Below are 25308 nucleotides of genomic sequence, written 5' to 3'. Positions count from 1 at the left end.
TGGGATGCGAAAGGTACGGAGCGGCGGACGAACGGAGCAAGCGGCGCTGCAGGCGCCGCTCAGGGTTCACCCGACGCGGTCTGGCGGGACGCGGCCGGCGAAGAACGCGTCGAGGTTCTCTAGGGCACGGAGCCCCATCGCGGTCCTCGTCTCGACCGTCGCGGAGCCCAGGTGCGGCAGCAGAACGACGTCGTCGCGGCCCAGCAGGCCGGGGTGCACCGCCGGCTCGCGCTCGTACACGTCGAGACCCGCGCCGGCGATCCGCCCTGCCTCGAGCGCCGCCACCAGCGCCGCCTCGTCCACCACATCGCCCCGCGCCGTGTTCACCAGCACCGCCGTCGAACGCATCTGGGCGAACTGCGCGGCGCCCATCAAGCGCCGCGTCTCGGGGGTGGCCGGGCAATGCAGCGAGACCACGTCAGCGGCGCGCAACAACTCCTCAAGCGTCTCTACGCGCGTCACGCCCGTCGGCAGGGCCGTCGCGCTGCGCCCGCGCGTCCAGGCGAGCACCTGCATTCCCAGTCCGGCCATCGCGCGCTCCGTCACGGCGCGGCCGATGCGGCCGAACCCCACGATGCCCAACGTCTTTCCGCGCACGCTCTGCCCAAGGTGATGCGTCGGGCGCCAGCCGGTCCACTGCCCCGCCCGCAGTTCGCGCTCGCCCGAACTCGCCCGGCGCAGCACCGAGAGCATCAGCAGGATAGCCAAGTCCGCCGTGTCGTCGGTCAACACGCCCGGCGTGTTGGTGACCGTCACACCTGCGGCGGTGGCCGCGGCGAGATCGATGTGATTGACCCCCACGCCAAAGTTTGCGACGATGCGCGCGCGCCGGCCCGGCACTGCGAAACACGCAGCGTCCACGCGGTCCGTCACCGTGCACAGCACGCCGTCGGCCTCGGCGAAAGCGGCCTGCAGCTCGGCCGCGCCCATCGGCGCGTCGTCGCCGCGGCTGCGAACGTCAAAGCGAGCCGCCAGCGCCTCCTCCACGTCCGCCGGCAGCCGACGTGTCACCCACACCACCGGCCGCGCCGTCACTTCGACTCGCGGTACCAGCGTTGCGCCGCGGCCACGCCCGCGCCCAGCGGCACGGCGATGCCCGCGTCGTGCAACGCCATCTCGGCCAGTCCGATGGCGCCGAGCAGCATCCCCTCGTTGCAGTCGCCCAGGTGCCCGATGCGGAACACCTTGCCGTTCAGGCGCCCGAGGCCGGAGCCCAAGGCCATATCCCAGCGCCGGTACGCGTGGTCGATGACCTGCCGCGCGTCCTTGCCCTCCGGCACGAGGATCGCCGTCACCGTGTTGGAGCGGCGCTCGGGATCGCGCGCGCAGATCCGCAACTCCCAGGCCGAGACGGCGCGGCGGACACCCTCGCCCAAGCGGGCGTGCCGCGCGTGGATGGCGGGCAGCCCTTCCTCCGCCATCATATCCAGCGCCTCTCGCAACCCGAACAGGTGTGCCAGCGCCGGCGTGTACGGGAAGTAGCCTTGGTCGTTGTGCAGCACCTGCGGGCGCAGGTCGAAGTAGTGCCGCGAAAAGCCGGCCGTCTCGATCAACTCCAGCGCCCGCGGCGAGAGCGAGACCATCCCGAGCCCGGCGGGCATCATAAAGCCCTTCTGCGAACCCGTGATCGCCACGTCCACGCCCCAGGCGTCCTGCTGGAACTCCAGCGAGCCGATCGAGCTCACACCATCCACGAACAGCAGCGCCGGGTGTCCGGCCGCGTCCATCGCCTCCCGCAGGCCGGCGATGTCGTTGGTGACGCCGGTGGCGGTCTCGTTGTGCACCACCAGCACCGCTTTCAGCTGGTGCGTCGTGTCCTGCGCCAGCCGCTCACCGACCGCCTGCGGGTCGAAGGCCTCGCCCCACTCCAGGTCCATTACCTCGACCTTGAGTCCGAGTTTCTCCGCGGTGTCGATGAACAGGTGCGAGAACTGTCCGAGCCGCACCGCCAGGACGCGGTCGCCCGGCGAGAGCGTGTTGACGATGGCGACTTCCCACATACCTGTGCCAGTCGCGGCGAAGAGGAAGGGCCGCCCCTCCACCGTGCCGAAGACCGGCTTGATGTCACGCAGCAAGCCCTGCGTGAGTTCCGGGAAGGCGCTCGACCGATGGTCTTCCTGGGCGCGGTGCATCGCGCGCAGGACGCGATCGGGGACGTTGGATGGACCGGGGACGAACAGGTGATGGCGACCAGGCATCGCGGGAAGCGGGCAGAGTGTGAAATCCGACCCTACGAATGTAGCTTGTATGTGTGACCGAGCCCATCGCGCTACCTTCGACGCCCAGGCGCCTCTTGCGGGCGTTGGCACTGCACTGTCCTGAGTGCGGCAGCGGCGGGCTCTTTCGGCGCTGGTTGTTCCTCAAGCCGCGCTGTCCGCGCTGCGAGCTGCGAACGGACCGGGCGAACCCTGATCATTTCGTTGGCGCGTATCTCGTCAACCTGATCGTGGCCGAACTGCTGTTTGCGGTAGCATTCGGCACGTGGATGCTCTCGGTCTGGCCGAACGTGCCTTGGGAGCGTGTCGAATACGCGCTGGTGGCCGCGATGCTCGTCGCGCCGCTCGTGCTGTATCCGTTCACGCGAACAGTATGGCTCGCCGCCGACCTGATTCTCGACCCACCCCGGCCGAGCGACCGATAGCACGCGGGGCGCGGCAATTGCTTGCCACGCCCCGTCGATTAATGCCCGGAGTGGGAATCGAACCCACAAGACCTTGCGATCGGGGGATTTTGAGTCCCCTGCGTCTGCCAGTTCCGCCATCCGGGCGTACCGATAACAATAACTAGGCACAGGCGTCGGCCGCGACGGCCAACTCGGGTAGATTTCTCCCTTCCGCCGGTACCCCGCGATGCACACGCGTCTCACACCCTTCCGACGTCTCCGCAGCGGCGCTGCCGTTGCGCTCGGCTGTGCCGCGTTGCTGGGGGTCGGCTGCCGGCCGACGGAGCCTCCGCCGATCCGCATCGGCTTAATCGGGGTGTACGTCGGCGCGATGGGCGGCTCGTCGGGAATCCCCGCGCGCCGCGGTGCCGAGATCGCCATCGCCGAAATCAACGCCGGCGGCGGAGTGCAGATCGGCGGACGAGCGCACCGCCTCCAGTTGGTGGACGTTGGCGTGGAGAACCGTCCCGATGCCGCCGCGGTGGGCGCGCGCCAACTCATCAACCTCGACTCTGTCGACGTCATCATCGGCCCCCAGATCAGCACCCTCGCCATCGCTGCGGGTGCGGTGGCCGAGGAAGCAGAGATTCTGATGATCGCGCCAATGGCCTCCAATCCACTCGTGACGGCCGGCCGGCAGTTCGTCTTCCGCCTCGCGTTCCTCGATGCGTTCCAAGGCGAGGTGCTCGCGCGTTTCGCCTATGACTCACTGGGCATCCGCCGCGCCGCCATCCTGCACGATGCTGCGAGCCCGTACGGCAGCGACATCTCAGCGCTCTTCGCGCAGACCTTCACGACCCTCGGCGGCCGCATCGTCGCCCTCGAGCGATACGACATCGATGGCCCGGAGGACTATCGGCCCCAGTTGCAACGGCTCCTCGCCGGTGATCCCCAAGCGCTGCTGCTCCCCAACTTCGTGACCGGCGACTCGACGCAGATGCGCCAGGCCCGCAGCCTCGGCTTCCGCGGGCGCTTCCTCGGCACTGACAGCTGGGACGTGCGCGGATTGGCGAGCGTGCCCGGCGCGCAGGGCTCGTTGATTGTGGGCAATTGGGACCGCGACACCACGAGGGTCAACGCGCGCCGTTTTCACGCGGCGTGGACCGCGATGGATGCCGAGCCGCCACGCGCGACGGCCGCGGCGACCTACGACGCCATCCATCTCGTCACGCAAGCGATGGCGCGTGCCGGCAGCCGCGACGGGACCGTGCTGGCCGACTCGCTGCGGTGGTTCGGCCGCCACGAAGGAGCGGTCACCACGTATGACTTCCGCGGCAGCAACGATCCCGTGCGCGGCGCCGCCCTGCTTGAACTGCGCGCCGACGGCCTCGGCGTCCGCAGTTCGGTCCCCCCGCCCTCCCGATGATTGCGTCGGTGCTTCGGCGGCGTCTCGGCGTCCGGCTCAGCGTCGCCTTCCTGGCGCTCAGCCTTGGCACACTGTCGCTGGCGTCGGTGGTTTCGTACCGGTCGGCGGAATCGGCGCTACGCGACCGCCTGCTCGACCAGCTCGAGGAGTCTGCCCGCGAAGACGCCGCTGAACTCACTGAGTGGCTAACCCGCCATCGCGAGACGCTCGCCCTCCTGGCGTCGCTCCCAGGCACACAGCGGGCCGCGGCCGGCGACACGGTAAACTTCGCACCGTTCACCCGGCGCATCAGCCGGAGCGCGTTTGCCGTGGACGAGTTGATGATCCTCAGCGTGCCCGGCGGACGCGTCGCCTACTCGAGCGATCCGGCGCGCATCGGGAGCTACGCCGTCAACCAGCAGTTCTATCTCGAGGGCCGCAACCGCCCGTTCACGCAGCCCATCTACCCGAGCCCGCGCGACGGCCGGCCGACGCTTACGGTCTCCACTCCCATACGCGGCGCCGACGGGATCGCGCGCGCGGTGCTTGCCGCCCACCTGTCGCTGGATGAGATGGAGCGCGTCATCGCCAAGCCGCAGGATGGGGTTCCTATCGACGCCTATCTCGTGAGCCCGTTGGCCGACTTCGTCTCGGCAGACCGCTTCGGGCGGCCAGAGGCCCGGCGGGGGGCGCACAGCATCGCCATCGACAGCGGCCGCATCGGCGGCACTGGCTCAGGGCTCTATCTCGACCACGCCGGCCGCCCCGTCATCGGGGCGTGGCGCTACCTACCGGAACATCGGCTCGCGCTGATCCTCGAGTCGCCGCAGGATCGTGCCTTCGCGCCAGCGCGGGCCCTGCTCGCGCGGTCACTCTTCGTGGGCCTGCTCGTGGCGGCACTGCTCACGTTCGGCGTCGTGGCCATTGCCCGGCGGCTCACCGAGCCCGTCTTGGAACTGGCCGACGCCGCCGACCGCGTGGCGGCCGGCGACTTCAACGCCGTCGCCCGCGTCACGAGCGAAGACGAGATCGGCCGCCTCGCAGCCGCATTCAATGGGATGACCGCGCGGCTACGTGGCCTCTATGGCGAGATCGAGGAGCAAGTCGCCGTGACACGCCGTGCCCTCGCTGACGCGGACGAGAGCCGCGCCTTGCTCCAGGATGTCGTCGACAACAGCACCACCGTCGTGCTCGTCGTCGGATTGGACGGACGCCTGCGCCTCGCGAATGCGCGCCTCGCCGCCTTGGCACGCACGACGGCTGGGGCGCTGATCGGCCGGCCGCTCGCCGACGTCGGCGGTGTCTTCTGCGATGCGATCCTCCCGCTGCTCGACGCCGCGCGCGATGCCCGCATTCCGGTCACGCAGGAAGTCGCACTCGACCTGGACGGCGAAATGCACACCTGGCAGGTGGTCGCCTTCTCGCTGCGCGACGGCGAGGGCCTGCACTACGCCACCGGCGCCGTCGCCACCGACCTCACGGAGCGTACGCGCCTCGAGGTCGAGCGCCGCGAGCGCGACGCCGGCGTCCAGCAGCAACAGCGCCTCGAGAGTCTCGGCATTATGGCCGGCGGCATCGCGCACGATTTCAACAACCTCCTCGGCGCCATCCTCGGCAACGTGGAATTGCTGCGCGCCGGGGCCGCGAACGAGGACGAGACGCGCGAGGCGCTCGAACAGGTCGCGACCGCCGCCCGCCGCGCCGCCGACCTCACGCGGCAAATGCTCGCCTACGCCGGCCGCGCCAGCCTGCGCCGGGAAGCCCTCGACGCGCGCAAGGTGCTGACCGAGATCGTGCCGCTGGTGCGCGCCGCCCAAAGCAAGAAGATCGAGTTCGACATCGAGGGCTTCGCGGAGCCGCTGTGGATCGAAGCCGATCCGTCGCAGCTCTCACAGGTCGCGCTCAACCTCCTCACGAATGCGGCCGAGGCCATCGGCGACCTCCCCGGCCACGTGATTCTGTTCGCGGAACGCCTCAGCACACTGCCGCCCGAGGAATCGTGGGAGGGACCGCCTCCGGTTGCGGGCTGGATCCATCTCTCGGTGCGCGACTCCGGCCAAGGGATGGATCCAGATGTCCAAGCGAGGATCTTCGATCCCTTCTTCACCACCAAGCGTGATGGACGCGGGCTCGGACTCAGTGCCGTCCGCGGCATCGTGCAGTCGTTCGGTGGCATCCTGCGGGTGACATCGGCCCCCGAGGCCGGCACGCGCTTCGATGTGTACCTCCCCGCCGCCGAGCATACCGAGACCCACGAAGAAGTGCCGTCCACGACGCCCACCGGCAGCCGCAGCGGCGTGGTGCTGGTCGTCGATGACGAGGAGGCGCTGCGGTCAGTCGCCCGCCGTGCGCTGGAGCGCCAAGGTCTCAAGGTCGTCGAGGCCGTCGATGGTCCGGACGGGCTCGCGCGCTTCCGACAATACCAGTCGATGCTCAGCCTCGTGATGCTCGACATCACGATGCCCGGCCTGAACGGCATCGAATTGCTGCACGAGATCCGCCGGACGCATCCGGAGATGCCGGCGATCATCGCCAGCGGCTACGACCGACCCGACGAACTCGGCTCCGCCCAACCCGACAGCCGCACGCGTTTCCTCCAGAAGCCCTACGAACTCACGGCGCTGCGTGAGGCCGTCGCCAGTCTCGTGAAGCGCGCGCGCTAGGCCTTACAGTTGCGGGGGACGCCGCGTCGCCGGCGGCCCGTCTGCAAACGGTCGCCGCCCGCCCGGGGGCTGACCCGGACGGGGACGGTTGTCACGCATCTCGTCCATTCGGCGGCGCATCTGCTCCTCGATCCCGTAGAGTCGAGCTCGCTGCGTCGGCGTCAGGAACGTGGCGAGCTCCTTTTGCTCCGCCTCCGTCAGTTCCAGCCGCTGCCGCTGCAGCGCGAGCGTACGGTCGAGCAAGGTCCCCACGCGTGCTTCCTGGTCCGGCGTGGCGGCGTCCAGCGCCGTGCGCAGTTCCGCTCGAACGCGGCGCTCCTGTTCGAAGAGCGCCCGCCGCTGCCCTTCAAAGCGCCGGTTGGTCGCCTGCAACTGGCGTACTTGGTCGTCGTTGAGGCCGAGCTGGGTCCGCATCATCTGCGCCATCCGTGCGCGCACCCGCGACTCCAGCGAATCCCGCTCGGCGTCCGTCGCACGCTGTGCCCCGGCCGACGCCGTCGACAGGAGCAACAGCACGAGGACCCCAACACTCCGCATCCAGCGCATCACAGTTCCTCCGGCGCCGCGACCAGCGGCACCTGCACACGCGACGGCTCGGCCGACACCGTCGCCTCGATGACGTCGAGCTCTGCCAGCAGCGCACGCAGTTCGGCGGCGCTCAGGTCACCAAGGTCACCGCCCCCCAGCATTGCCACCGGCACCGCGGGCACGCCGCTATCTGACACCACGTCGCCGTCAACACCGATGCTGCTGCGATGCTGCAACGCGGCGAACGACAGCGTCACCACGAGTGTCAGCGACGCCGCGGCTGCGAGGACGTAGCGCGGCAGGCCGAACACCCGACGCGTCGACGGCAGCACCCGCAGGGCTGGCCGGGTCCCGGGAGCCGCAGGCAACTTCGCCAGCACGGCCGCCGTGTCGATCACCGGCGTCGCCGCGTCAAAGAGCCGCCCGGCCGTCTCGACGATCGCGAGTTCCTCACGGCAAGCGGCGCAGGCGGCAAGATGCGCCCGCAGCGCCGCGGCCTCGGACGCGCCGAGCGTCCCGGCCGCCAGCATCGGCAGCAGGTCTCGCATCGTCTCGTTCGTGCAGTCAGTCGTCACGCAGTTGCTCCTTGATCGCCCGCAGGGCGTTGTGGTAATGCACTCGGCACGCGCCTTCCGTACTCCCTACCGCCGCCGCAATCTCGGCGTAGGCCATCCCTTCGTTCACCCGCAGCGTGAACACCTCGCGCTGCAGCGCTGTCAATCCATTCACGGCATCCCGCACTCGCTCCGCCAGCTCATCTCCCACCAGCGCATCGAGCGCGTCGTACTCGGTCGCGGCGTCGCGCTCGTCCACCTCCGCCACGTCCCGTCGTCGCCGCTCCGCCCGCCGGCGATCCAACAACAGGCGCTTGCAGATCGTGAACAGCCACGTCCGGAACTGGCTGTCCGCCCGGAAGCTCTCCAATGCCTGGAAGGCCCGCACGAACGTGTCCTGCACCAACTCGTCCACTTCGTCCCGCACGCCCAGACTGGCCGCGAAGCGCGCCAGCGGCTGGCTGTGCCGCTCCACCAAGGATGCCGCGGCCCGCTGGTCCCCCGATTGCCATCGGGCGATCAACTCCGCGTCGGTCGCTGGGTGGCTGGGGACGGGCAATGTCATCCTCGCTAGGTCGGACGCCGGCGCGGCGCCTGCGTTAAACTAGTCGCGTGCCGACACCGGAAATCATCGCCCACCGAGGGGCCTCCCGCGAGCGCCCCGAGAACACTCTCGCCGCATTCGAGCGCGCCGCCGAGCTCGGTGCCGACGGCTGCGAGTTCGACGTCCACCTGCACGGGGATGGCGTCTTGCGAATCCACCACGACCCGCTGCCGTCGGGTGCCGCCCTCCCGACCGGCCCGGCCGCTCCGCCGACCCTGGACGAAGTGCTCGCGCTGCACCGGGACCGTGGCCTCACGGCCTACGCCGAGCTGAAGGGCCCCGGGTGCGCCCCAGGCACTCTCGCTGCCATCACGGCCAGCGGCGTCCGCGCCGCCGTCCACGCCTTCGACCACCGCCAGGTGGCCGAGGCGCGGCGTCTGGCCCCTGATATCCCACGCGGCGTGCTGGAGGTCTCGTATCCGGTGGATGCGCTGCACGCCCTGAAGGCGGTCGGCGGAAGGGATCTCTGGCGGCAGTGGCCCTTTGTGGACGAGGCACTCGTCGACGTCGCCCACGCAGCCGGCTGCCGGATCGTGGCGTGGACCGTGAATGACCCCGAGGTGATGGAGCGCCTCGGCCGGATCGGCGTGGATGCCATCTGCACCGACGACGTGGCGCTGTCCCGCCGGGTCCTCGGGGCCTAGCGCCGCGGAAACCCGGCCCCGTCCCCGCGCGTACCACTGGCTATGGGACTCTGGGACAAGATTCAGGCCGAGGTGGACAAGGCCGGCGCCGCCGCCAAGGGCGCGCTTGACGAGGGCAAGCTGCGGATCGAGCTCTTCCGCGTGCGGCAGCAGGCCGACAAGGCCGCCCAAGCCCTAGGCTACGCAGTGCATCGGGCAAAGCGTGACGGATCCGAGCTCGCCGCAGAGACCTTGGAGCACCTGCACGGCGGCCTCGCGAAGCACGAAGCTGAGGCGAAGGCGCTCGAGGAGCAGTTGGCCAAGGCCCTGCACCGCGACGTCCCACAGGACCCCGCGCCGCCGACTGACGGCTGACTGGCGCGGAGAACACCAGGCGCCGGCACTCAGCTACCGCAGCGTCATTGGTAGCGGAGACCAACCCCCATCGAGAAGGCACGGCGCACCGTGCTCCCTTCCGGAAAGTGCACGGAGGCGCGCGGCACGAGACTCACGTGCAGTGGGCCGACCACCCGCACCCCAAGTTCGCCGCGCGCCGTCAGGGCCCAGCGGGTCAGCGGAGCAGATGAGGGGCCGACCTCCTGATCGCCTTGGAGCACGTAGGATGGGCCAACGGCCAGCACGGCATCCAACCGGGAGGACAGCTGACGCCGCCAGCCGTGCAACACACCGACACCGACCAGGCTCGAGACGACGCAAACCCCAGAATCCGGGCAATACTTCTCGCCTCGCGAAATCGACGCCGAAATCCAGCGGTCCGCCTCCCGAGCGTACCGATACCCGAGAATGCCGTCGAACGCGGCGCCTTCCCCTGTCCACACGGTTTCTTGCCCGCGATGCGGCACCTCCGCACCCAGCGACACGCCGACTTGCCACCGCGGCTCCCGCACCTGAGCACCCGCGCTGCGTACCAGCGACATCAACAATGCGCAGATGCTGAATACGAACCCTAGGCGTGTCCACGACATAGTCCTTCCTCCCGAGTGACCATACCCTCGCGGCACACCGATCATCACCCGCACGCATCCGCAGGTTGGAATCGCATCTCCACAAGACGAGAGGGCCGCTCGATTGAGCGGCCCCCTCGTACCCGCGAACCCTGCGACCGAATCTACGCGGCCGGGTAAACCGAGACCTTGAAGCGGTCCTTGGACTTGTGCTCGAACTTCACCACGCCCTCGATGAGGGAGTAGATCGTGTAGTCCGTGCCCAGCCCGACGTTGTTGCCCGGGTGGTACTTCGTCCCGCACTGGCGGATGATGATGTTGCCGGGAATCACCTTCTCACCCCCGAACTTCTTCACGCCGCGGTACTGCGGGTTGGAGTCGCGCCCGTTACGGGAGGAGCCGACGCCCTTCTTATGTGCCATTGTATCCTCTCTCCCCGGTCAGCCGAGGGTGATGTCGCGGATGCGAACTTCGGTGAAGCCCTGCCGATGGCCCTGCTTCTTGGAGTAGTTCTTGCGGCGCTTGAACTTGAAGACGACGATCTTCTCGCCGAGACCGTGCTTGACGATTTCGGCCGTGACCGTCGCGCCCTTCAGCGTCGGCACGCCGACCTTGACGTTGTTGCCGTCGGAGCCGAGCAGCACGTCGTTGAACTCGACCGTCGCTCCCGCCTCACCCGGCAGGGTCGGCAGACGCAAGGTGGTGCCCTTCTCGGCACGGAACTGCTTACCGCCGGAGCGGAAGATGGCGTACGACATAGAGGAGACTCTGCTGGTAAGGATTGGAGCGAGCCTCGAAGAATAGTAGAGCGAAAGGCTTGGGTCAAGTGCTTGCGGTAAGGGCGTTTAGGAGTGCCATCTCCCCTCTCCCAGCCGTCTCCCCTCTCCCAGCCGTCTCCCCTCTCCCAACCGTCTCCCCTCTCCCAACCGTCTCCCCTCTCCCATCTCCCTACCGTCACCCTCCTCCCCCTCTCCCGTCTCTCAACCTGCCGCGCAATCAAGCAACCGCGTACTGGGAAGTAATGTCCCGCCCCGCCCCCTTCACCAGCAGCTTGAACTCATCCGGCTTCAGCAACGGATCATCCCGCATCTCCACGCCGAACCCCACCTGCTTCTCCAGCCGCTTGATGAGATCCTTCTCCTCCTCGAGCAGGTAGATCGCGGTCTCCGGATACAGCTTGACGATGATGCTCTCGCGCCGGCCCTCGCTGGCCAGGCGGCGCACAGCCCGCTCCATCCGCCGCACGATGGTCTCGGCCGTGAACACGCGGCCTGACCCGTTACAGATCGGGCAGGTCTCGGTCATCGCGTGGAAGTGGCTCTGCCGCACCCGCTGCCGGGTCATCTCGATGAGCCCGAGGTCGCTGACGGCGTAGGCCTTCGTCCGGGCGCGGTCCCGCCCAAGGTGCGTACGCAGCTCCTGCAGCACCCGGTCGCGGTTGGCCTTGGTCTCCATATCGATGAAGTCGCAGACGATGATGCCGCCTACGTCGCGCAGCCGCAGTTGCCGCGCGATCTCGCGCGCCGCCTCGATGTTGGTGCGCGTGACCGTCTTCTCCGGATCCTTCTTGCCGGTGAAGCGGCCGGAGTTCACGTCGATCGAGACCAACGCCTCGGTGGGCTCGATGATGAGGTACCCGCCGCTCGGCAGGTCGCAGCGGCGCTTGAAGAGGTCGCGGATCTCCGGCTCGATCTCTTCCTTGTCGAAGAGCGGGATCTTGTCTTCGTAGAGCTGCACGCGCTCCACGAGCTCCGGCGCGATCCCCGTCAGGTACTCGATGATCTCGTTGTAGACCTGCTTCGAGTCCACGGTCAGGCGATCGACCTTGGCCGAGAAGAGGTCGCGGATGATGCCGCGCGTCAGCGACGTCTCGCGGTGCAGCAGCTTGGGCGGGTTCCCGACGAACTTCTGCTTCTTGTTGATGCGGGTCCACTGCCCGATGAGCGTGTCCAGCTCGCGCTTGAACGTCTCCTGCGTGACGCCCTCGGACACGGTGCGCACGATGACGCCGCCGGCGTCCTTCGGCAGCACGGCCTCCACCAGCTCGCGGAGCTTCTGGCGCTGGGCGCGCTCGCCGATCTTGCGGCTGACGCCCACGCGGCGGGGCGCGAACGGCATATACACCAGGAAGCGCCCGGCCAACGACACCTGAGCGGTGACGCGGGGGCCCTTGGTGGAGATCGGTTCCTTGCTGACCTGGACGATGAGCGACTGGCCGCGCTTCAGGACGTCCTGGATCTGCGGCGGCTCCTTGCGACGCCGGCGACCACGACCGCGACGGCCACCCCGGCCCTTGCCGCCGTCCTTGCCGTTGCCGGATTCGCTTTCCGCGGGTGAGGAGTCGGCGTCCGCGCCAGCGTCCGGCTCCGCGCCATCCGCGCCGGGGGCGTCGTCCTCGTCTTCATCCTCGTCGTCATCCTCGTCCCCGTCCTCGTCGTACGCGAGGTCGGAGTTATGGAGGAAGGCGCTCTTCTCGGTGCCAATACCGACGAAGGCCGCCTGCAGCCCGGGCTGCACCGCCTCCACCTTGCCGAGATAGATGTCTCCGACCATCCGCTTGTTCTCGGGACGGTCGACCTGCAACTCAACGAGCTGTTCGTCCTCGAGGATCGCAACCCGGATTTCCCGCTGGGTCGCGCTGATCAGGATCTCGCGCTTCATCGATGTTCTGGGAGAGAGAGCTCCCGGAGCCGTTCAGGATCGGCCACGCAGCCACCGCCCGGCGCGTCCCAACGAGCCGCCCACGCAGGGCGGTCGGGACGACCGAGAGTTGGAGTCGGCGCTGCGTACGATCCAGCATCAGGGGAACGGACCTCGGGAGGGCCGGGCGAATCCGCCCGGTACGGAACGCGCCCCGCCGGAGCGGGGCGCTGGAAGTGACGATTGACCCTCTATTGGTAGGCATTCGCGTCAGGTTTCGCAAGGACGAAACCCGCTGCGCCCTAGCGACCTAGGTCGCTGATCAGCTGCCGGGCAATCACCATCCGCTGTACCTCGGACGTGCCCTCCCCGATCTCCCCGATCTTGGCATCACGCATCATCCGCTCGACGGGATAGTCCTTGGTGTAGCCGTAGCCGCCGTGGAGCTGGATGGCCTTGATGGTCGTGCGCATCGCCAACTCCGAGGCGAAGAGCTTGGCCATCGCGGCTTCCTTCGAGTACGGGTGTCCGTGCTGGCTGAGCCAGGCAGCGTGGTAGACGAGGTGGCGCGCCGCCTCTATTTCCGTCGCCATATCGGAGAGCTGAAAGTGCACGCCCTGGAACTCGGCGATGCGCTTGCCGAACTGCTTCCGCACGCCGGTGTACTCCAGCGCCTGCTCAAAGGCGCCCTGTGCCACGCCCAGCGACAGCGCCGCGATGCCGATGCGCCCGGCATCGAGCGTCTTCATAAAATTGATGAAGCCGCGCCCCTCCTCGCCGAGCAGGTTCTCGGCCGGGACCTCGACGTCCTCGAAGATCAGCTCGCGGGTGTCCGAAGCGCGCCAGCCGAGCTTGTCTTCCTTCTTACCGGCGCGGAATCCGGGCATCGCGCCGAAGCTGGGGTCGTGCCCCATCCCCACGCGGGCCGCCGCCTCGAGGTCGCAGGTGTCCTTGGTGAGGATGAAGCTGGAGATGCCCTTGGTCCCGGCCGCGGGGTCAGTCACCGCCGTGACGACGAACACCTCACCGACGCCGCCGTGGGTGATGAAGCGCTTCGTCCCGTTGAGGACGTACTTGCCGCCCTTCTTGACCGCCCGCGACTGCGTGCCGCCGGCGTCGGAGCCGGCACTGGGCTCGGTGAGGCCGAAGCCGCCGAGTACAGAGCCCGACGCAAGCGTCGGTACGAAACGCTCGACCTGGGCGCGGCTCCCGAAGTTCACGATCGGCGAGGTGCCTAGCGTCGTATGCGCCGAGATGGTGATGGAGTGCGAGGCGCAGACGCGAGCCAACTCCTCGATGGCGATGATGAACGAGATGGTGTCCAGCCCCGCCCCGCCGAGCTCTTCGCTCCAGGGAATTCCGAGCAGGCCGAGGTCCGCCATCTTCTTGACGTTGTCCCAGGGGAACTCCTGGGACTCGTCGAACTGTCGCGCGACCGGGGCGACTTCTTCCCGGGCGAAGGCGCGGACCATCTCGCGCGTCGCGAGATGGTGATCTTCAAAGTAGATGCTGTCGTGCATTGAGGACGGAGGACGGAAGACGGAAGCGACAAGACGGGAGGCTCACGCTTCCGTCCTGACTGCGAGGAGGACTTAGCGCTTGAAGGCTCGACTGAGCACCACACCGTCAAGCGTTTCAGACGGGGTGATGCCGAGGAGCTGCGCCAGCGTGGGGGCGATGTCCACGACGCGGGCGGAGCCGGTGTCGAGGCCGGCGGCGAAGGCAGCGCCCCAGAAGATGACCGGCACCTTCGCATCGTAGTCGTGTGGTGACCCGTGGGTTGCAATCGAACCGGTGCCCGCCAGCCAGTACGGCTCGAGCGTGACGACGGCAAGCGCCTCGCCGCCCGGGCGGAACATATGCAACCAGCGCCGCGCGTAGGTGTCGCGCACGGTGTCGACACGAGCGAGGTCGTCGATGACGTCCACGCGCATCACGCCCGGAATGCGACGCGCCTCGCGCGCGAAGGCGCGGGCGATGGCCAGCAACTCCCGCTCCTTGCCTTGCGTGCGGCTCCGGTCCACCTCGAGCACGCCCCAATCAAGCTGGACCGCGTCGCCGGGGATTCCGGCGCGCTGAACCATTGGTGCGACGGCCTGGATGACTCGTTCGAACGAGCCCGTGTTCAAGCGGCCAGCCTTGGAATTGTCTCCCCAGCGCGAGCGCACCTCGGGGATCGGCGCGACGCCGTGGTCGGCCGTGAGTGCAATGACGACGTTGTCACGCCCGCGCAGGGCGAAGACTGAATCGAGGAACGCGCCGAGCATCCGATCCACGCGCAGCACCTGGTCGTGCAACTCGCGGGAGTCCGGCCCCCAGCGGTGGCCGACGGCGTCGGTCGTGGACAACGAGACTGCCAAGAGATCGGTTCGGTTCGCCTGACCACCGAGGTCCATCTCGCGGATGCCGCGCCACGCGAAGTCCAGCGTCATCTGGTCCATCCACGGGAACGACAGGATCTGGTTGCGCGCGAGCTCGGGGTCGTCGGGAAGCTGGTGCGGGAACAGGAAACCTTGCCCGCGACTCTCAAAGGGCACGGAGTCAGGCTCTGGGTACGCCGCCTCGGGCAGCAGGAGGTTCCACGTCTGCCCCGCGTAGCGCGTGCCGGCGTGATCCTCGTCGTTGAAGGCGCGCACCCAGGTGGGCAGCGTATCGCGATAGTAGGTGCTGGTGGTGAACTTCCCGGAGCGCTGCGCGTACCAGTACACGTCGCGCCGCGCCGTCCCGATGGGGAGAATGGCGCCGCGATCCTTCCGCGCCACCGAGAGCACGCGCGTCTGCGGATCAGCCGCGGCGAGCCAGTCAGCCAGCGTGCTGCCCTTGAAGCGGAAGGGCGAGGCGCCGACGCCGTCGCTCTCGATGAGTGGCGCCGCCTGTGTGTTGACGCCCGCCGAGTTGCTGGCGATGCCGGTGCTGTACGGGAAACGCCCAGAAAGCGTGGATGCGTGGCCCGGCGCCGTCTCGGTCACCGCGTGGTCGTGCACGGCCTCGCTGAAGAAGCGGCCCTGGTCCACCAGCATCTTGTAGCCACCGGTGAGCTGCTCACGCCAATGGGTGAGATAGTCAGGACGCAGTTGGTCCACCGTCACCAAAATCACGAGGCGAGGGCGCGGACCCTGCGGCGTCGGGGCCACCTCCGCCGGCGCGGCCACCGCCGTCGGCTGACCGCGCCCCTGCGCGCAGGCGGGGACGGCGGAAACGAGGAGGAGCGGCAGGAGCGGCGCGAGGCGGGAGAGGCGCATTGCGAGATTCTGTGGGGGGACGCTCGTATTCTACCCCCTGTCGCCGGTCTGTGGCAGTTGCCCCGCACGCGCCGGCGTCACAGTTTCGTGGCGATTCCTCCGTCCCCACCCAATGGCCGACATCACGCGATCCTTCGTCTGGCGCAATGTGTACGCGCGCACGCTGCTGTACTACGCGCTCTGCGGCGGCGTCGCGTGGGTGCTGCGCGGCACCTCGGCGGCAGGCTGGGGCGTCCTCGGCGGCGAGACGCTGGCCGAACTCGTCGGAGGCGCCCCGCCGGTCGGCGAGCGGGCTCCGGCGAGCATCCCGACGGCGCTGGCCGCCAGCATCGCGATGATCACGGCCTTCGCCAGCGCACTGCCGGTCGCGTGGATCTACACCCTGACGCGGCGGAAGAAGGGCTTCCAACAATCGGTGGTGCAGACGTACTTGATCCTGCCGGTGGTCGCGGCGGGAATCGTCGTGTTGGTCAAGCATTCCTTGGCACTGGCCTTCTCGCTGGGTGGCATCGTCGCCGCAGTGCGTTTCCGCACCTCGCTTGACGACTCCAAGGACGCGGCCGGCATCTTCGTGGTCATCGGCGTCGGGATGGCCGCGGCCGTCGCACCATCGGTGGCCTGGGCCATCTCGATTGGGTTCAACGTCCTGATGCTCATCCTCTGGTGGTCTGATTTCGGTCGCCCGATGGCGCTGGAGGGCAAGGCGGCCGAAAAGCGGCTCGAGAAGGCGCTCGCTATCGCGAGTCGCACCGGCACCTTCATCGCCAAGATGGACGACGAGGTGCTGAAGTCGATGTCGCCGGAGCAACTCGAGGCACTGGCCGACCGCGCCTGGCGGCGCCGCAAGCGCAACGACCCCGACCTCGCCGAGGAGGACTCGGTCTCGGAACGCGCGCCGCGCTACGACAAGCTGCTGCGCCTCCGCGCGGTAGACGCCGACGCGGCCCGCGCGCGCTGCGAGCCGCTCTTCCCTGCACTGTTCGCCGAGTGGAAATTCCTCGGGAGCGTGCGCGAGAACGACGTCCGGGTCCTCGAGTACGGCGTCACGCTCGCGCCCACCGTCACGCCCGGGGTCGTCTCCGACGACCTGAGCCGTCTCCCCGATTCGCCGCTGCGCGGCGTGGAAATCCGCTGATGCCCCGTCTTGCTGCGCTTCTCGTTCTTGGCCTGCTCTCTGCGGCACCGCTCGCCTCGCAGCCGATGTTTCGCGAGGAGGCGCCCATCACCGTCACGCTCACGACCAACCTGCGCGACCTGACGCGCGAGCGCGACTCGACACGCTTGCGCTGGTTCGGTGCGGAGCTCACGTGGGTGGAGGCGGACGGTAACGTCCGGACGATGCCGGTGGAGTTGCGCGCCCGCGGACATTTCCGCCGCCAGACCAACAACTGCACGTTCCCCCCGCTGTTCATCCGTGCGGCGCGCGACGTCCGCGAGGGGACGATCCTCCAGGGCAATCCGCGCCTCAAGATCGTCACGCCCTGCCGACCGGCCAATGCGGACTATCAGCAGTACATCTATACGGAGTACCTCGCGTACCGCAGCTACGCGCTGATCGACAGCGTGCACCATCGGGTGCGGCTGGCGAACGTCACCTACGTGGACTCTGCGGGTCGCGGTCGCCCGATTGCCGTGACGGCCTTCTTTATGGAGACGGACGAAGAAGTCGCCGACGAGCACAAGCTCGAAGTCTTCGAGCAGAAGGGGGCGCTCTGGGACGTCTTCGACGGACCCTACATCGACCGCATCTCGCTCTGGGAGTACGCCATCGGCAACACCGACTGGTCGGTCTCCGGGCTGCACAACATCGTGATGTTCCGCTCGCCGGAGTCGGCAGCCTACCGACCGGTCGCGTACGACTTCGATTGGACGGGGCTGGTGAATCCGCGCTACGCGTCGCCGAACCCGACGCTCGGCATCCGGACGGTGCGGCAGCGGCTGCACCGCGGCCCCTGCCGCACGGCCGAGCAGTGGGCGCCGACGATCGCATACTTCCAGTCGCGGCGGCCGGCGCTGGACAGTCTCTGGAACACCCCACTGCCGGGACAGGACCCGCGACGCCTCGCGGAGGCCAAGGCGTATCTCGATCAGCTCTGGCCGATTCTCGAAGACCCGCGCCGCTTCAAACGCGAAATCATCGACGTCTGCCAGCGGCACGGGAACTAGTCAGGTCGCCTGCAGCACCTCGAGGACGGCGCGGCCGTAGCGGTCCAGCCGCGCCGGCCCGACGCCGGACACCGCCCCGAGCTGGGCGATGGATGCGGGGTTGGCTTTGGCGATGCCGCGTAGCGCTCGGTCCGGGAAGATGACGTAGGCTGGCACCTCCTCCTCCTTCGCCAAGCGCGTACGCAGCGACTTCAGGGCGTCGAAGCGCGCGATTTCCTCACGGGTCAGCGGCGCTTCGGTCGCGCCACCGCGCCCGGCCGTCGCCTTGCCGTCGCGCCCACGCTCGCGCGGCGCACGCGTTCGCTGCGTGGGCGTCGCGCTGACGCGTTGCTCGTGCACCAAGCCGAGGCAGCGGTCACAGTTGTCGCAACGCGGCTTCGCGGCCGGATCGCCGAAGTAGCGGAGCACGAAGGCGCGGCGGCAATACTTCGTGTACGCGTACTGTTGCACCATCTCCAGCTTGCGCAGCTCGGCGCCGCGGCGGCGATCGAGCCCTGCCCAATCCACCGGCCAGTCCTCGAGCGGCCGGCTCGCATCGGTGAGCGTGATGCCCTCGCCGAGTCGGTTCCAGACGAGCATCTGCTTGGCTTGCAGTGCGTCGAGCAACGGCATCGCGCCCATCGCGCCGCCAACGCCGGGCGGCAGGGCGTCGAGGTCGGCCACAAGGCCGCGATGCAAGCCACCCTTCGCGCGCTTCCAGAGCGAACGCAGCAGCGCCAGCGCGAGCCCATCCTGCGCTTCCGACAACTCGGCCTTGATCCGTTCGGGCGTCGCGAGCAGGCGCACGTTCGCCATCGTGCGCGAGGCATCTGCGACCGCCAGCGCGCCCGCGCGCCCGAGGATGCGCATCGCGGACTCGACCTCGCGGTCGCTCACCTTCCCCGTGGCCGTTGCGGCAATCTCGGCCGGACTCGCCGTGACGATGCCATCCCGGCCGCTGGCCTTCACCAGCGCGCGATAGACGTTGGCGACGGTCTCACGCTCCGGGAGCGCTCCCTTGATGAAGAATTCGTGCGTGAAGCGGTCGGGGAATGCGTGCAAGAGGATCGCCGTGGCGGGCAGGCGGTCGCGGCCGGCGCGTCCGGCTTCCTGATAGTAGGCCTCGAGCGTTCCGGGCATCGCGTGGTGCACGACCAGTCGCACATTGGGCTTGTCGATTCCCATCCCGAAGGCATTCGTCGCCACGATGACGCGCACGCGCTCGCTCATAAACGCGTCCTGGACGTCGGCGCGATGCGCGTCGTCGAGCCCGGCGTGATAGGCGAGGGCCGGCAGCTTGGCCTTCGTCAGCACGCCGGCGATGCGCTCGACGGTCTTGCGCGTCGACGCGTACACGATCGCCACACCCTCTGCGTGTGCGGTGAGATGCTCGCGGAGCAGCTCGACGAGCGCCTCGTCCTTGGCCGCATCGTTCTTGGCCGGGATGACGTGATAGGCGAGGTTGGTGCGGTCGAAGCCGGTGATGACCACCGTCGGATCGGCCAACTCGAGCTGCCGCGCGATGTCCTCGCGTACCTCGGGCGTTGCCGTGGCGGTGAGGGCGACGGTGGGCGGATTGCCGAGCCGCTTGCGCACCTCCTTCACGCGCAGGTAGCTGGGCCGGAAGTCGTGCCCCCACTCGCTGATGCAGTGCGCCTCATCCACCGCGAGCAGCGTCACCCCGATATCGCGCAGGCGCTCGGCGGCGCGGCCGAGGTCGAAGCGCTCCGGCGCCACGTACAGCAGCTTGACCTCACCCTGCTGCACGCGCGCCATCCGGGCGCTGACCTCGGCGGCCGAGAGCGTGCTGTTGATGTAGGTGGCCGCGAGTCCACGGGCGACGAGGGCGTCGACCTGGTCCTTCATCAACGAGATGAGCGGCGAGATGACCACCGTCAGCCCGTCGAGGACCAGCGCCGGTACCTGGTAGCAGAGGGACTTGCCTCCGCCCGTGGGCAGGATGACCAGCGTGTCACGCCCCGCGAGCACGGATTCGACGGCCTGTGTCTGCCCCGCCCGGAAGTCGGGAAAGCCGAAGCGGTCACGCAGGGCGGCGCGGGCGTCGGCGATGGTGGGAGGCGGGCTCGTTGCGGGCACGCCGAAGGATAGTCGCTGGGCACGTGGCCGTGGCATCGCTTCATTGCCGGCGGGCCGGCGCTATCTTCCATTCGTGCGCATCCCGCTGTTCGTCTCAGCGTCGGGGCTCCTGGTCGCGGTGGCGATCGGGTTCGCGCTGGCGTTCCGCGACTTGGCCGCGCGGCACGATCGCCCGTACGTGCGCGAGTGGATGTGGACCTGGGTGGCACTAGGCCTCTACGCACTGGCCGCAGGTCTCGCACTGATCGCCGTCAACGCGACTGCACTCGCGCCTTGGCGAATCGGCTTCTCGGTGCTGTCCATCGGTGCGGCGTGGTGGCATCTCACGCGGCTCGAGGCGGGAATGCGCACGCTCTGTGCCCCCGGCACTCCGCGACCGTCGTGGAGGGTCTTCGCGCTCACGGTCGTGCTCGGCGCGGCGGCGGTACTGCTCTTCGTGCCCGTGGAACCGCGATCCGATGCCTCGATGCGGCTGTACCTCGTCCGCGTGTCGCTGCTCGCGCTCGCCTGGGGCAGTTGCTATGCGGCGGTGGGCCTGCAACTGCTGCGCTTCCGCACGGAAACCACCGGCCTGGCCCGCACGCTGCTAGCCGGCAGCCTCCTGGCCTACGCCGCACTGCGGCTCCTGGAACCGCTGACGCACTTCCTCGGCCCCAGTCCGATCCTCGCCCAATTCCTCACCTTCGGCGGCCTGCCGCTGCTGCTCGTGGGAATGGGCAGCGGGATGCTCATCACGCTGCTGGAAGTGGAGCGCGAGACCGCCGTTCAAGAAGCTGAGGCGCGAAGCACCGCCGAGCGCACGGCGACGGCCAGCGAGGCTGCGCTCGCGACGGCCTTGGCCACGAGTCCCGACCCGGTCTTCATCGTGGATACGGACGGCAAGCTCTTGAGCGCGAACTCGCGCTTCCTCGAGCTCGTCGAGCTCGGTCGAGGCGTGCGCCTGGCCCCGGGACTGCCGATCGTGCCGCATATGGACGAGTGGACAGCGGCGTTCTGGAACGAGGCATTCACGCGCGTGCTGCAAGGCGACGCGCTGGTCCGCCGTGCCAAGTTCACGTTCGTTCGGGGTCAGGCCCCCCGCACCTACGCCGTGCGATTCTCGCCGGTGCGCGAAGGTGGCCGGATCATCGGCGTGCTGGTGCTCTCGCACGATGCCACGGAGGAAGAACGCCTACGGCACGAGCTCGACCGGCGCGAGGAATGGTTCCGCTCGCTGATCGAGAACGCGAGCGATATGATCTTCCAGATTCGCGGCGACGTGCTCGTGGAGTACGCCAGCCCGTCAGTGGGCCGCATCCTCGGCTACGACCACAATGAGTTGGTCGGCCGCAACGGTTTAGAGTTCATCCATCCGGAGGACGTCCCCACCGTAGCGGACTCCCTTCAGCGCTCGCTGGCACACGACCCGACCGTGCCGACCGTGGTCCCGCTGCGCGTCCGCAACGCCAGCGGCGAGTACGTGCCGCTGGAAGGCGTCTCGCGGCCGTACACCGAAGCGGACGGGAGCGAACGGCTCATCGTCTCGCTGCGCGACGTGCGCGAGCGGCGGCGCCTCGAAGACGAACTGGTCTCGGCGCGCCGCCTCGAAGCCATCGGCCGTCTGGCCGGTGGGGTGGCCCACGACTTCAACAACCTGTTGATGGCCATCGTGGGCAACGTCACGCTCCTGCGTGAGCGCGGGCTCGAGGACGAGGAGGTGGCGGCCCATTTGGACGAGATCGGGCAGTCCGTGAAGCGCGGATCCGAGTTGACGCGCCGCCTGCTGGCGTTCGCTCGGCAGCAGCTCATCGAACCGCGGCTGCTCGACGTCCCCGCTCGCGTGGCCGAGCTCGAACCCTTGCTGCGACGGCTCCTCGGCCCGACGATTCACCTCGACGTCGACCTCCCCTCGACGCTGTGGTCCATCCGCGCCGACCCCACGGCGTTCGAGCAGGTGATGGTCAACCTCGCCGTGAACGCCCGGGACGCGATGCCCCAAGGCGGCACACTGCGCGTGAAAGGGACGAACTACGGCGTCAGCCTCGACAGCCGTGATTCGCACGGCCTCGACCAGGGCGAGTGGCTGCGCGTGGACGTCGAGGATACCGGCGTCGGCATCGCGGCCGAGCACCTCGAGCGCATCTTCGAACCGTTCTTCACGACGAAGGGCAGCAGCGGCGGAACCGGTCTCGGACTCGCCACCGTCTACGGGGCCGTCTCGCAGATGGGCGGTCAAGTCCGGGTAAGCTCAGTTCCCGGCCGCGGCACGACCTTCTCACTGTTCCTCCCGCGCATCGTGGCACCGCACGAAGCCTCCCCGCCCCCGGCGAAACCGCCCCTGCCCCGTGCGCTCGCCGGTGAGACGGTGCTGCTGATGGAAGACGAAGCTCCGGTGCGCGACGTGACGATGAAGCTGCTCACCAAGCTGGGATACACCGTGCTCGTGGCTGAAGATGGCGAGACCGGCGTGGAGATCGCGTCGGATCCGACGCAGCGCATCGATGCCATCGTCAGCGACCTGATGATGCCAGGCATCCACGGCGACGTCGCTGTGGCGCGCATCCGAACCGAGCGGCCCGGGCTGCCCGCGCTGTTCATCTCGGGCTTCAGCCAGGAGGCCCTGCGTTGGACCAACGGCACTCCCTCCGGTGCGCGCCTGTTGCCGAAGCCGTTCTCGCTCGATGACCTCGCGACCTCGGTGCGCGCGGTGCTGGGCTCGGCGCCGGCGCGGGAACCGACGGCCTAGACTGCGCGCGCGAAGTGCCCGCGGGTCACGGCGTCACCGAGCACCGCGCGCGGCTTCCGCGAGGGCTTCGCGCCCGACACCGCACCATCGAGCGCATCGCGGTACGCCGCCACGCGCGCCGCGACCGCATCGTCTGGCACGTTAAAGACCAGCCGATACGACCGGATTCCCATCGCCAGTAACTGTGGAAGGAACTCACTGCCTTCGATCGAACGCGAATGCAACAGCCGGTTGCGGCAGGCGTAGTCTGTTGCGACAGGGAACTCGTAACCGGCCGGGTCGGTCAGGCGGGTATCGACGTGCTGCTTGGTGCAGAGGTCGCGGCAATGCGTCGGCGTACGATCGAAGGCGGCGCTGAGCACGCAGTGTTCCAGCGTCATCCCCTCGGGGCGGCCGTGGAGGAACACCTCGAAACCCGCTCCGCCCCAAGGCGCGACCAGCTGCCCGATCTCGTCGGCGGTGAGCTCGACCGACGCCGTGATACCCTTCGCACCGAGCGCGAACAGCTCCTGCGCGGCCTGCACGTTGAAGCAGTTCACCGCATAGTCGGCATAGACCTCGCGCCCCGCCGCAGCGAACTCCGCCAGGTGACCGAGATGTCCGGTCACCAACGCAGTGCCCATCGCCAGCCACTTGTCCAGCTTCTTGCGGTCCTCGGGGCGCACGATGGTCGGGAGCCGTAGACGGAACTGTGCGCCCGCCACGGCCACGCGATCGGCCAGCGCCTCGACGCTGCGCACGCTCGAGAACGGGTGGCGCAGGAAGGGGTCGAAGACAATCACATCGGCACCTGCCGCAAGCGCCGCATCGGCGTCCGCCGTGCGCCAGACTTCAGCGACCAACTGCGGCGCCTGGGCTGGTTCGTGCACCGACGCGGCCGCTACCTGCAACGCCGCGCCGATCGCCGCCTGCCGCTCGGCCAGCGCAGTCCCGAGTTCCCAGCCGCGCCGCTCCGTGAGCGCCGCGACGGCGTCCTGGCGCATCCGATTCAACTCCGACACGGGCAGGAAGAGCCCGGCCGCCACGCCTCCGGCGTCGAGTTCGCCGAGCACGAAGGGCGACTCTCCGAGCCGGCTGAACTGCTCCCGCAACTGCGCGACGTCCAATGCGCGCTTCTGCGCCGGGGCCAGCGGGACGTCGCTGCGGACCTCCACGCGATCCTCCCCTGCGACGAAGACCGCTTTGAGCGGTCCCCCGGCTGACCCGAAGCACCTGATGCTGAGCCCCACGCGACGGCGCTTGCCCACACCCAGCCCTTCGTAGGTGGACCGCGCGGATTCGAGCAGCGACACCTGCGCGTTGCGCACCACCGTCCAGCCGAGCGGGACTGTCTTGCGCGCCTTGATCGCCTGCCGCCAGATGCCGTCCCTGTGCTGCACGGTGCGCACCGGACCCGCCGCGAAGCCGACGCTCTCGAGATGCCCGCCGGCCGGCGGCTCGAAGCCGAGCCCATCGCGCTCGGCGATCGGCGCCCGGACGTCGACGATGACTTCGCCGTGCTCGAAGCCGACGACGGTGCCGAGTTCGAGCCCGCGGTTGTCCGGCTGCGTGCGCGTGATGTAGCCGCGTCCCTCGCGCCCGCCGTACATCCCTCCGGTGAAGCCGCGTGAGAAGATCTGCACCAGCGGCTGCACTTCCTCGAAGCTCGGTGCCGCGAAGCGCCCCTGCTCAACCCGCCCGAGGAACTCGCGGTAGCCCTTCGTGACCGTCGCGACGAACTCGGGCTTCTTCTTGCGGCCTTCGATCTTCAGGCAGCCGACGCCCGCCTCGGCAAGCTCGGCTAGGTGCTCCCACGCGCCCAAGTCCTTCGCGGAGATGAGATAGCCACGGTCCAGTTCGGCGCCCGTCGCGGCGTCGCGAAGCACGTAGTCCTTGCGGCAGGATTGCGCGCAGGAGCCCCGGTTTGCGCTGCGCTCGGAGATCATCCCGGACATATAGCACTGTCCGCTGTACGCGATGCAGAGCGCCCCGTGCACGAAAGTCTCGAGCCCGAGGTTCGGTACTGCTTGGCGGATGGCCCGGATGTCGTCCAGCGTGTTCTCGCGCGCGAGCACCACGCGATCGATCCCCAGGCGCTCCATCACCCGCGCCGCGCTCTCGTCGTGGACCGTGAGTTGAGTGGATCCGTGAATCTCGAAGCTCGGGTACACCCGCTGGATCATCCGGATGAGGCCGATGTCCTGGACGATGGCGGCGTCGACGCCGCGGTCGATGCACTCGCCGAGGTAGGCGAGCGCGTCCGCCATCTCCTGCGGCTTGATCAGGATGTTGAGCGTGAGGTAGATGCGCGCCCCGCGCTCGTGCGCGATCAGGCAGGCCTGCTCAAGCTCGTCGAGGCTGAGCTGGGCGCCATCGTCGCGGGCATTGAACTTGGACGCCCCGCAGTACACGGCGTTGGCGCCGTTGGCCACGGCCGCGCGCACGGCGTCGAGCGAGCCAGCAGGCGCGAGCAGTTCAGGAATCGGACGACGGGTCACCCCGGCAATCTAACCGCGCCGGCGGGGGCCGAAGCGTG

At 68.7% G+C, this 25308-nt stretch carries 21 protein-coding genes and 1 tRNA gene; 8 read left to right on the top strand and 14 right to left on the bottom strand.

Features of this window, described 5'->3' with window-relative positions:
* Window positions 1-66: 66 nt before the first annotated feature.
* Window positions 67-1035, bottom strand: coding sequence for a D-glycerate dehydrogenase (locus KF689_06330; protein ID MBX3132987.1), 969 nt, complete (start codon window positions 1033-1035; stop codon window positions 67-69).
* On the bottom strand, window positions 1032-2198 hold the full coding sequence (locus KF689_06325; GenBank protein MBX3132986.1) for an aminotransferase class V-fold PLP-dependent enzyme: 1167 nt from the start codon (window positions 2196-2198) through the stop codon (window positions 1032-1034). Before KF689_06325 ends, KF689_06330 begins: the two co-directional genes overlap by 4 nt.
* Before the next feature lie 53 nt (window positions 2199-2251).
* Between KF689_06325 and KF689_06320 the strand changes: the two genes are divergently transcribed.
* Complete coding sequence (locus KF689_06320) at window positions 2252-2641, top strand: DUF983 domain-containing protein (protein MBX3132985.1); 390 nt, start codon at window positions 2252-2254, stop codon at window positions 2639-2641.
* Between the two features lie 42 nt (window positions 2642-2683).
* On the opposite strand, the gene KF689_06315 is transcribed toward KF689_06320, so the two are convergent.
* Window positions 2684-2767: transfer RNA gene (locus KF689_06315), tRNA-Leu, on the bottom strand.
* Window positions 2768-2849: 82 nt separating this feature from the next.
* Between KF689_06315 and KF689_06310 the strand changes: the two genes are divergently transcribed.
* Together KF689_06310 and KF689_06305 are read left to right on the top strand one after the other, a co-directional pair.
* Window positions 2850-4028, top strand: a complete 1179-nt coding sequence (locus KF689_06310; GenBank protein MBX3132984.1) for an ABC transporter substrate-binding protein — start codon at window positions 2850-2852, stop codon at window positions 4026-4028.
* An 8-nt stretch (window positions 4029-4036) separates the two neighbouring features.
* Window positions 4037-6670, top strand: a complete 2634-nt coding sequence (locus KF689_06305) for a response regulator (protein ID MBX3132983.1) — start codon at window positions 4037-4039, stop codon at window positions 6668-6670.
* Window positions 6671-6673: 3 nt separating this feature from the next.
* Here the strand turns inward: KF689_06305 and KF689_06300 are convergent, their stop codons facing one another.
* The 3 genes from KF689_06300 to KF689_06290 are packed head-to-tail and all read right to left on the bottom strand — an operon-like array spanning window position 6674 to window position 8317.
* A complete protein-coding gene (locus KF689_06300; protein MBX3132982.1) occupies window positions 6674-7216 on the bottom strand; it encodes a hypothetical protein in 543 nt (180 codons plus the stop codon).
* Window positions 7216-7773: a zf-HC2 domain-containing protein gene (locus tag KF689_06295; GenBank protein MBX3132981.1), complete on the bottom strand. Its 558-nt coding sequence runs from the start codon at window positions 7771-7773 to the stop codon at window positions 7216-7218. Before KF689_06295 ends, KF689_06300 begins: the two co-directional genes overlap by 1 nt.
* On the bottom strand, window positions 7763-8317 hold the full coding sequence (locus tag KF689_06290) for a sigma-70 family RNA polymerase sigma factor (protein MBX3132980.1): 555 nt from the start codon (window positions 8315-8317) through the stop codon (window positions 7763-7765). Before KF689_06290 ends, KF689_06295 begins: the two co-directional genes overlap by 11 nt.
* A 47-nt stretch (window positions 8318-8364) precedes the next feature.
* Here KF689_06290 and KF689_06285 point away from each other — a divergent pair, with 47 nt between their 5' ends.
* A complete protein-coding gene (locus KF689_06285; GenBank protein MBX3132979.1) occupies window positions 8365-9000 on the top strand; it encodes a glycerophosphodiester phosphodiesterase in 636 nt (211 codons plus the stop codon).
* Window positions 9001-9042: 42 nt separating this feature from the next.
* Window positions 9043-9354, top strand: coding sequence for a hypothetical protein (locus KF689_06280; protein MBX3132978.1), 312 nt, complete (start codon window positions 9043-9045; stop codon window positions 9352-9354).
* Window positions 9355-9398: 44 nt separating this feature from the next.
* On the opposite strand, the gene KF689_06275 is transcribed toward KF689_06280, so the two are convergent.
* The 6 genes from KF689_06275 to KF689_06250 form a co-directional block, all read right to left on the bottom strand.
* Window positions 9399-9965 carry a hypothetical protein gene (locus tag KF689_06275; protein MBX3132977.1) on the bottom strand — a complete coding sequence of 189 codons (567 nt, stop codon included), beginning with the start codon at window positions 9963-9965 and terminating at the stop codon, window positions 9399-9401.
* A gap of 143 nt (window positions 9966-10108) precedes the next feature.
* Window positions 10109-10366 (bottom strand): 50S ribosomal protein L27, encoded by a 258-nt coding sequence (gene rpmA, locus KF689_06270; GenBank protein ID MBX3132976.1) that lies wholly within the window; start codon window positions 10364-10366, stop codon window positions 10109-10111.
* 18 nt (window positions 10367-10384) lie between these two features.
* Window positions 10385-10702 (bottom strand): 50S ribosomal protein L21, encoded by a 318-nt coding sequence (gene rplU, locus KF689_06265; GenBank protein MBX3132975.1) that lies wholly within the window; start codon window positions 10700-10702, stop codon window positions 10385-10387.
* Between the two features lie 238 nt (window positions 10703-10940).
* Window positions 10941-12605: an Rne/Rng family ribonuclease gene (locus tag KF689_06260; protein MBX3132974.1), complete on the bottom strand. Its 1665-nt coding sequence runs from the start codon at window positions 12603-12605 to the stop codon at window positions 10941-10943.
* A gap of 281 nt (window positions 12606-12886) precedes the next feature.
* On the bottom strand, window positions 12887-14104 hold the full coding sequence (locus KF689_06255; GenBank protein ID MBX3132973.1) for an acyl-CoA dehydrogenase: 1218 nt from the start codon (window positions 14102-14104) through the stop codon (window positions 12887-12889).
* Between the two features lie 72 nt (window positions 14105-14176).
* Window positions 14177-15826, bottom strand: coding sequence for an alkaline phosphatase family protein (locus tag KF689_06250; GenBank protein MBX3132972.1), 1650 nt, complete (start codon window positions 15824-15826; stop codon window positions 14177-14179).
* A gap of 112 nt (window positions 15827-15938) precedes the next feature.
* On the opposite strand from KF689_06250, the gene KF689_06245 reads away from it, so the two are divergent.
* Both KF689_06245 and KF689_06240 read left to right on the top strand, forming a co-directional pair.
* Window positions 15939-16961 (top strand): DUF4956 domain-containing protein, encoded by a 1023-nt coding sequence (locus tag KF689_06245; GenBank protein ID MBX3132971.1) that lies wholly within the window; start codon window positions 15939-15941, stop codon window positions 16959-16961.
* Window positions 16961-17992 carry a hypothetical protein gene (locus KF689_06240; protein MBX3132970.1) on the top strand — a complete coding sequence of 344 codons (1032 nt, stop codon included), beginning with the start codon at window positions 16961-16963 and terminating at the stop codon, window positions 17990-17992. Before KF689_06245 ends, KF689_06240 begins: the two co-directional genes overlap by 1 nt.
* Here KF689_06240 and KF689_06235 read toward each other — a convergent pair whose 3' ends face one another.
* The gene (locus KF689_06235) at window positions 17993-20068 is read right to left on the bottom strand and encodes an ATP-dependent DNA helicase RecQ (protein MBX3132969.1); all 2076 of its coding nucleotides are present in this window, start codon (window positions 20066-20068) and stop codon (window positions 17993-17995) included.
* A gap of 73 nt (window positions 20069-20141) precedes the next feature.
* Between KF689_06235 and KF689_06230 the strand changes: the two genes are divergently transcribed.
* Complete coding sequence (locus KF689_06230) at window positions 20142-22793, top strand: PAS domain S-box protein (GenBank protein ID MBX3132968.1); 2652 nt, start codon at window positions 20142-20144, stop codon at window positions 22791-22793.
* On the opposite strand, the gene KF689_06225 is transcribed toward KF689_06230, so the two are convergent.
* The gene (locus KF689_06225; GenBank protein ID MBX3132967.1) at window positions 22790-25270 is read right to left on the bottom strand and encodes a U32 family peptidase; all 2481 of its coding nucleotides are present in this window, start codon (window positions 25268-25270) and stop codon (window positions 22790-22792) included. The genes KF689_06230 and KF689_06225 overlap by 4 nt on opposite strands.
* Window positions 25271-25308 lie beyond the last annotated feature (38 nt).

This window comes from Gemmatimonadaceae bacterium (genome assembly GCA_019637355.1).
Lineage (GTDB): Bacteria > Gemmatimonadota > Gemmatimonadetes > Gemmatimonadales > Gemmatimonadaceae > Pseudogemmatithrix.
This window is presented reverse-complemented; position numbering and strand designations above follow the sequence as displayed.

Excerpts from the sequence above, each read along its gene's own strand:
- KF689_06325 (MBX3132986.1), bottom strand. The coding sequence starts at position 2,198 with ATGCCTGGTCGCCATCACCTGTTCGTCCCCGGTCCATCCAACGTCCCC.
- KF689_06310 (MBX3132984.1), top strand. The coding sequence starts at position 2,850 with ATGCACACGCGTCTCACACCCTTCCGACGTCTCCGCAGCGGCGCTGCC.
- KF689_06300 (MBX3132982.1), bottom strand. The coding sequence starts at position 7,216 with ATGCGCTGGATGCGGAGTGTTGGGGTCCTCGTGCTGTTGCTCCTGTCG.
- KF689_06290 (MBX3132980.1), bottom strand. The coding sequence starts at position 8,317 with ATGACATTGCCCGTCCCCAGCCACCCAGCGACCGACGCGGAGTTGATC.
- KF689_06280 (MBX3132978.1), top strand. The coding sequence starts at position 9,043 with ATGGGACTCTGGGACAAGATTCAGGCCGAGGTGGACAAGGCCGGCGCC.
- KF689_06275 (MBX3132977.1), bottom strand. The coding sequence starts at position 9,965 with ATGTCGTGGACACGCCTAGGGTTCGTATTCAGCATCTGCGCATTGTTG.
- rpmA (MBX3132976.1), bottom strand. The coding sequence starts at position 10,366 with ATGGCACATAAGAAGGGCGTCGGCTCCTCCCGTAACGGGCGCGACTCC.
- rplU (MBX3132975.1), bottom strand. The coding sequence starts at position 10,702 with ATGTCGTACGCCATCTTCCGCTCCGGCGGTAAGCAGTTCCGTGCCGAG.
- KF689_06260 (MBX3132974.1), bottom strand. The coding sequence starts at position 12,605 with ATGAAGCGCGAGATCCTGATCAGCGCGACCCAGCGGGAAATCCGGGTT.
- KF689_06255 (MBX3132973.1), bottom strand. The coding sequence starts at position 14,104 with ATGCACGACAGCATCTACTTTGAAGATCACCATCTCGCGACGCGCGAG.
- KF689_06250 (MBX3132972.1), bottom strand. The coding sequence starts at position 15,826 with ATGCGCCTCTCCCGCCTCGCGCCGCTCCTGCCGCTCCTCCTCGTTTCC.
- KF689_06245 (MBX3132971.1), top strand. The coding sequence starts at position 15,939 with ATGGCCGACATCACGCGATCCTTCGTCTGGCGCAATGTGTACGCGCGC.
- KF689_06240 (MBX3132970.1), top strand. The coding sequence starts at position 16,961 with ATGCCCCGTCTTGCTGCGCTTCTCGTTCTTGGCCTGCTCTCTGCGGCA.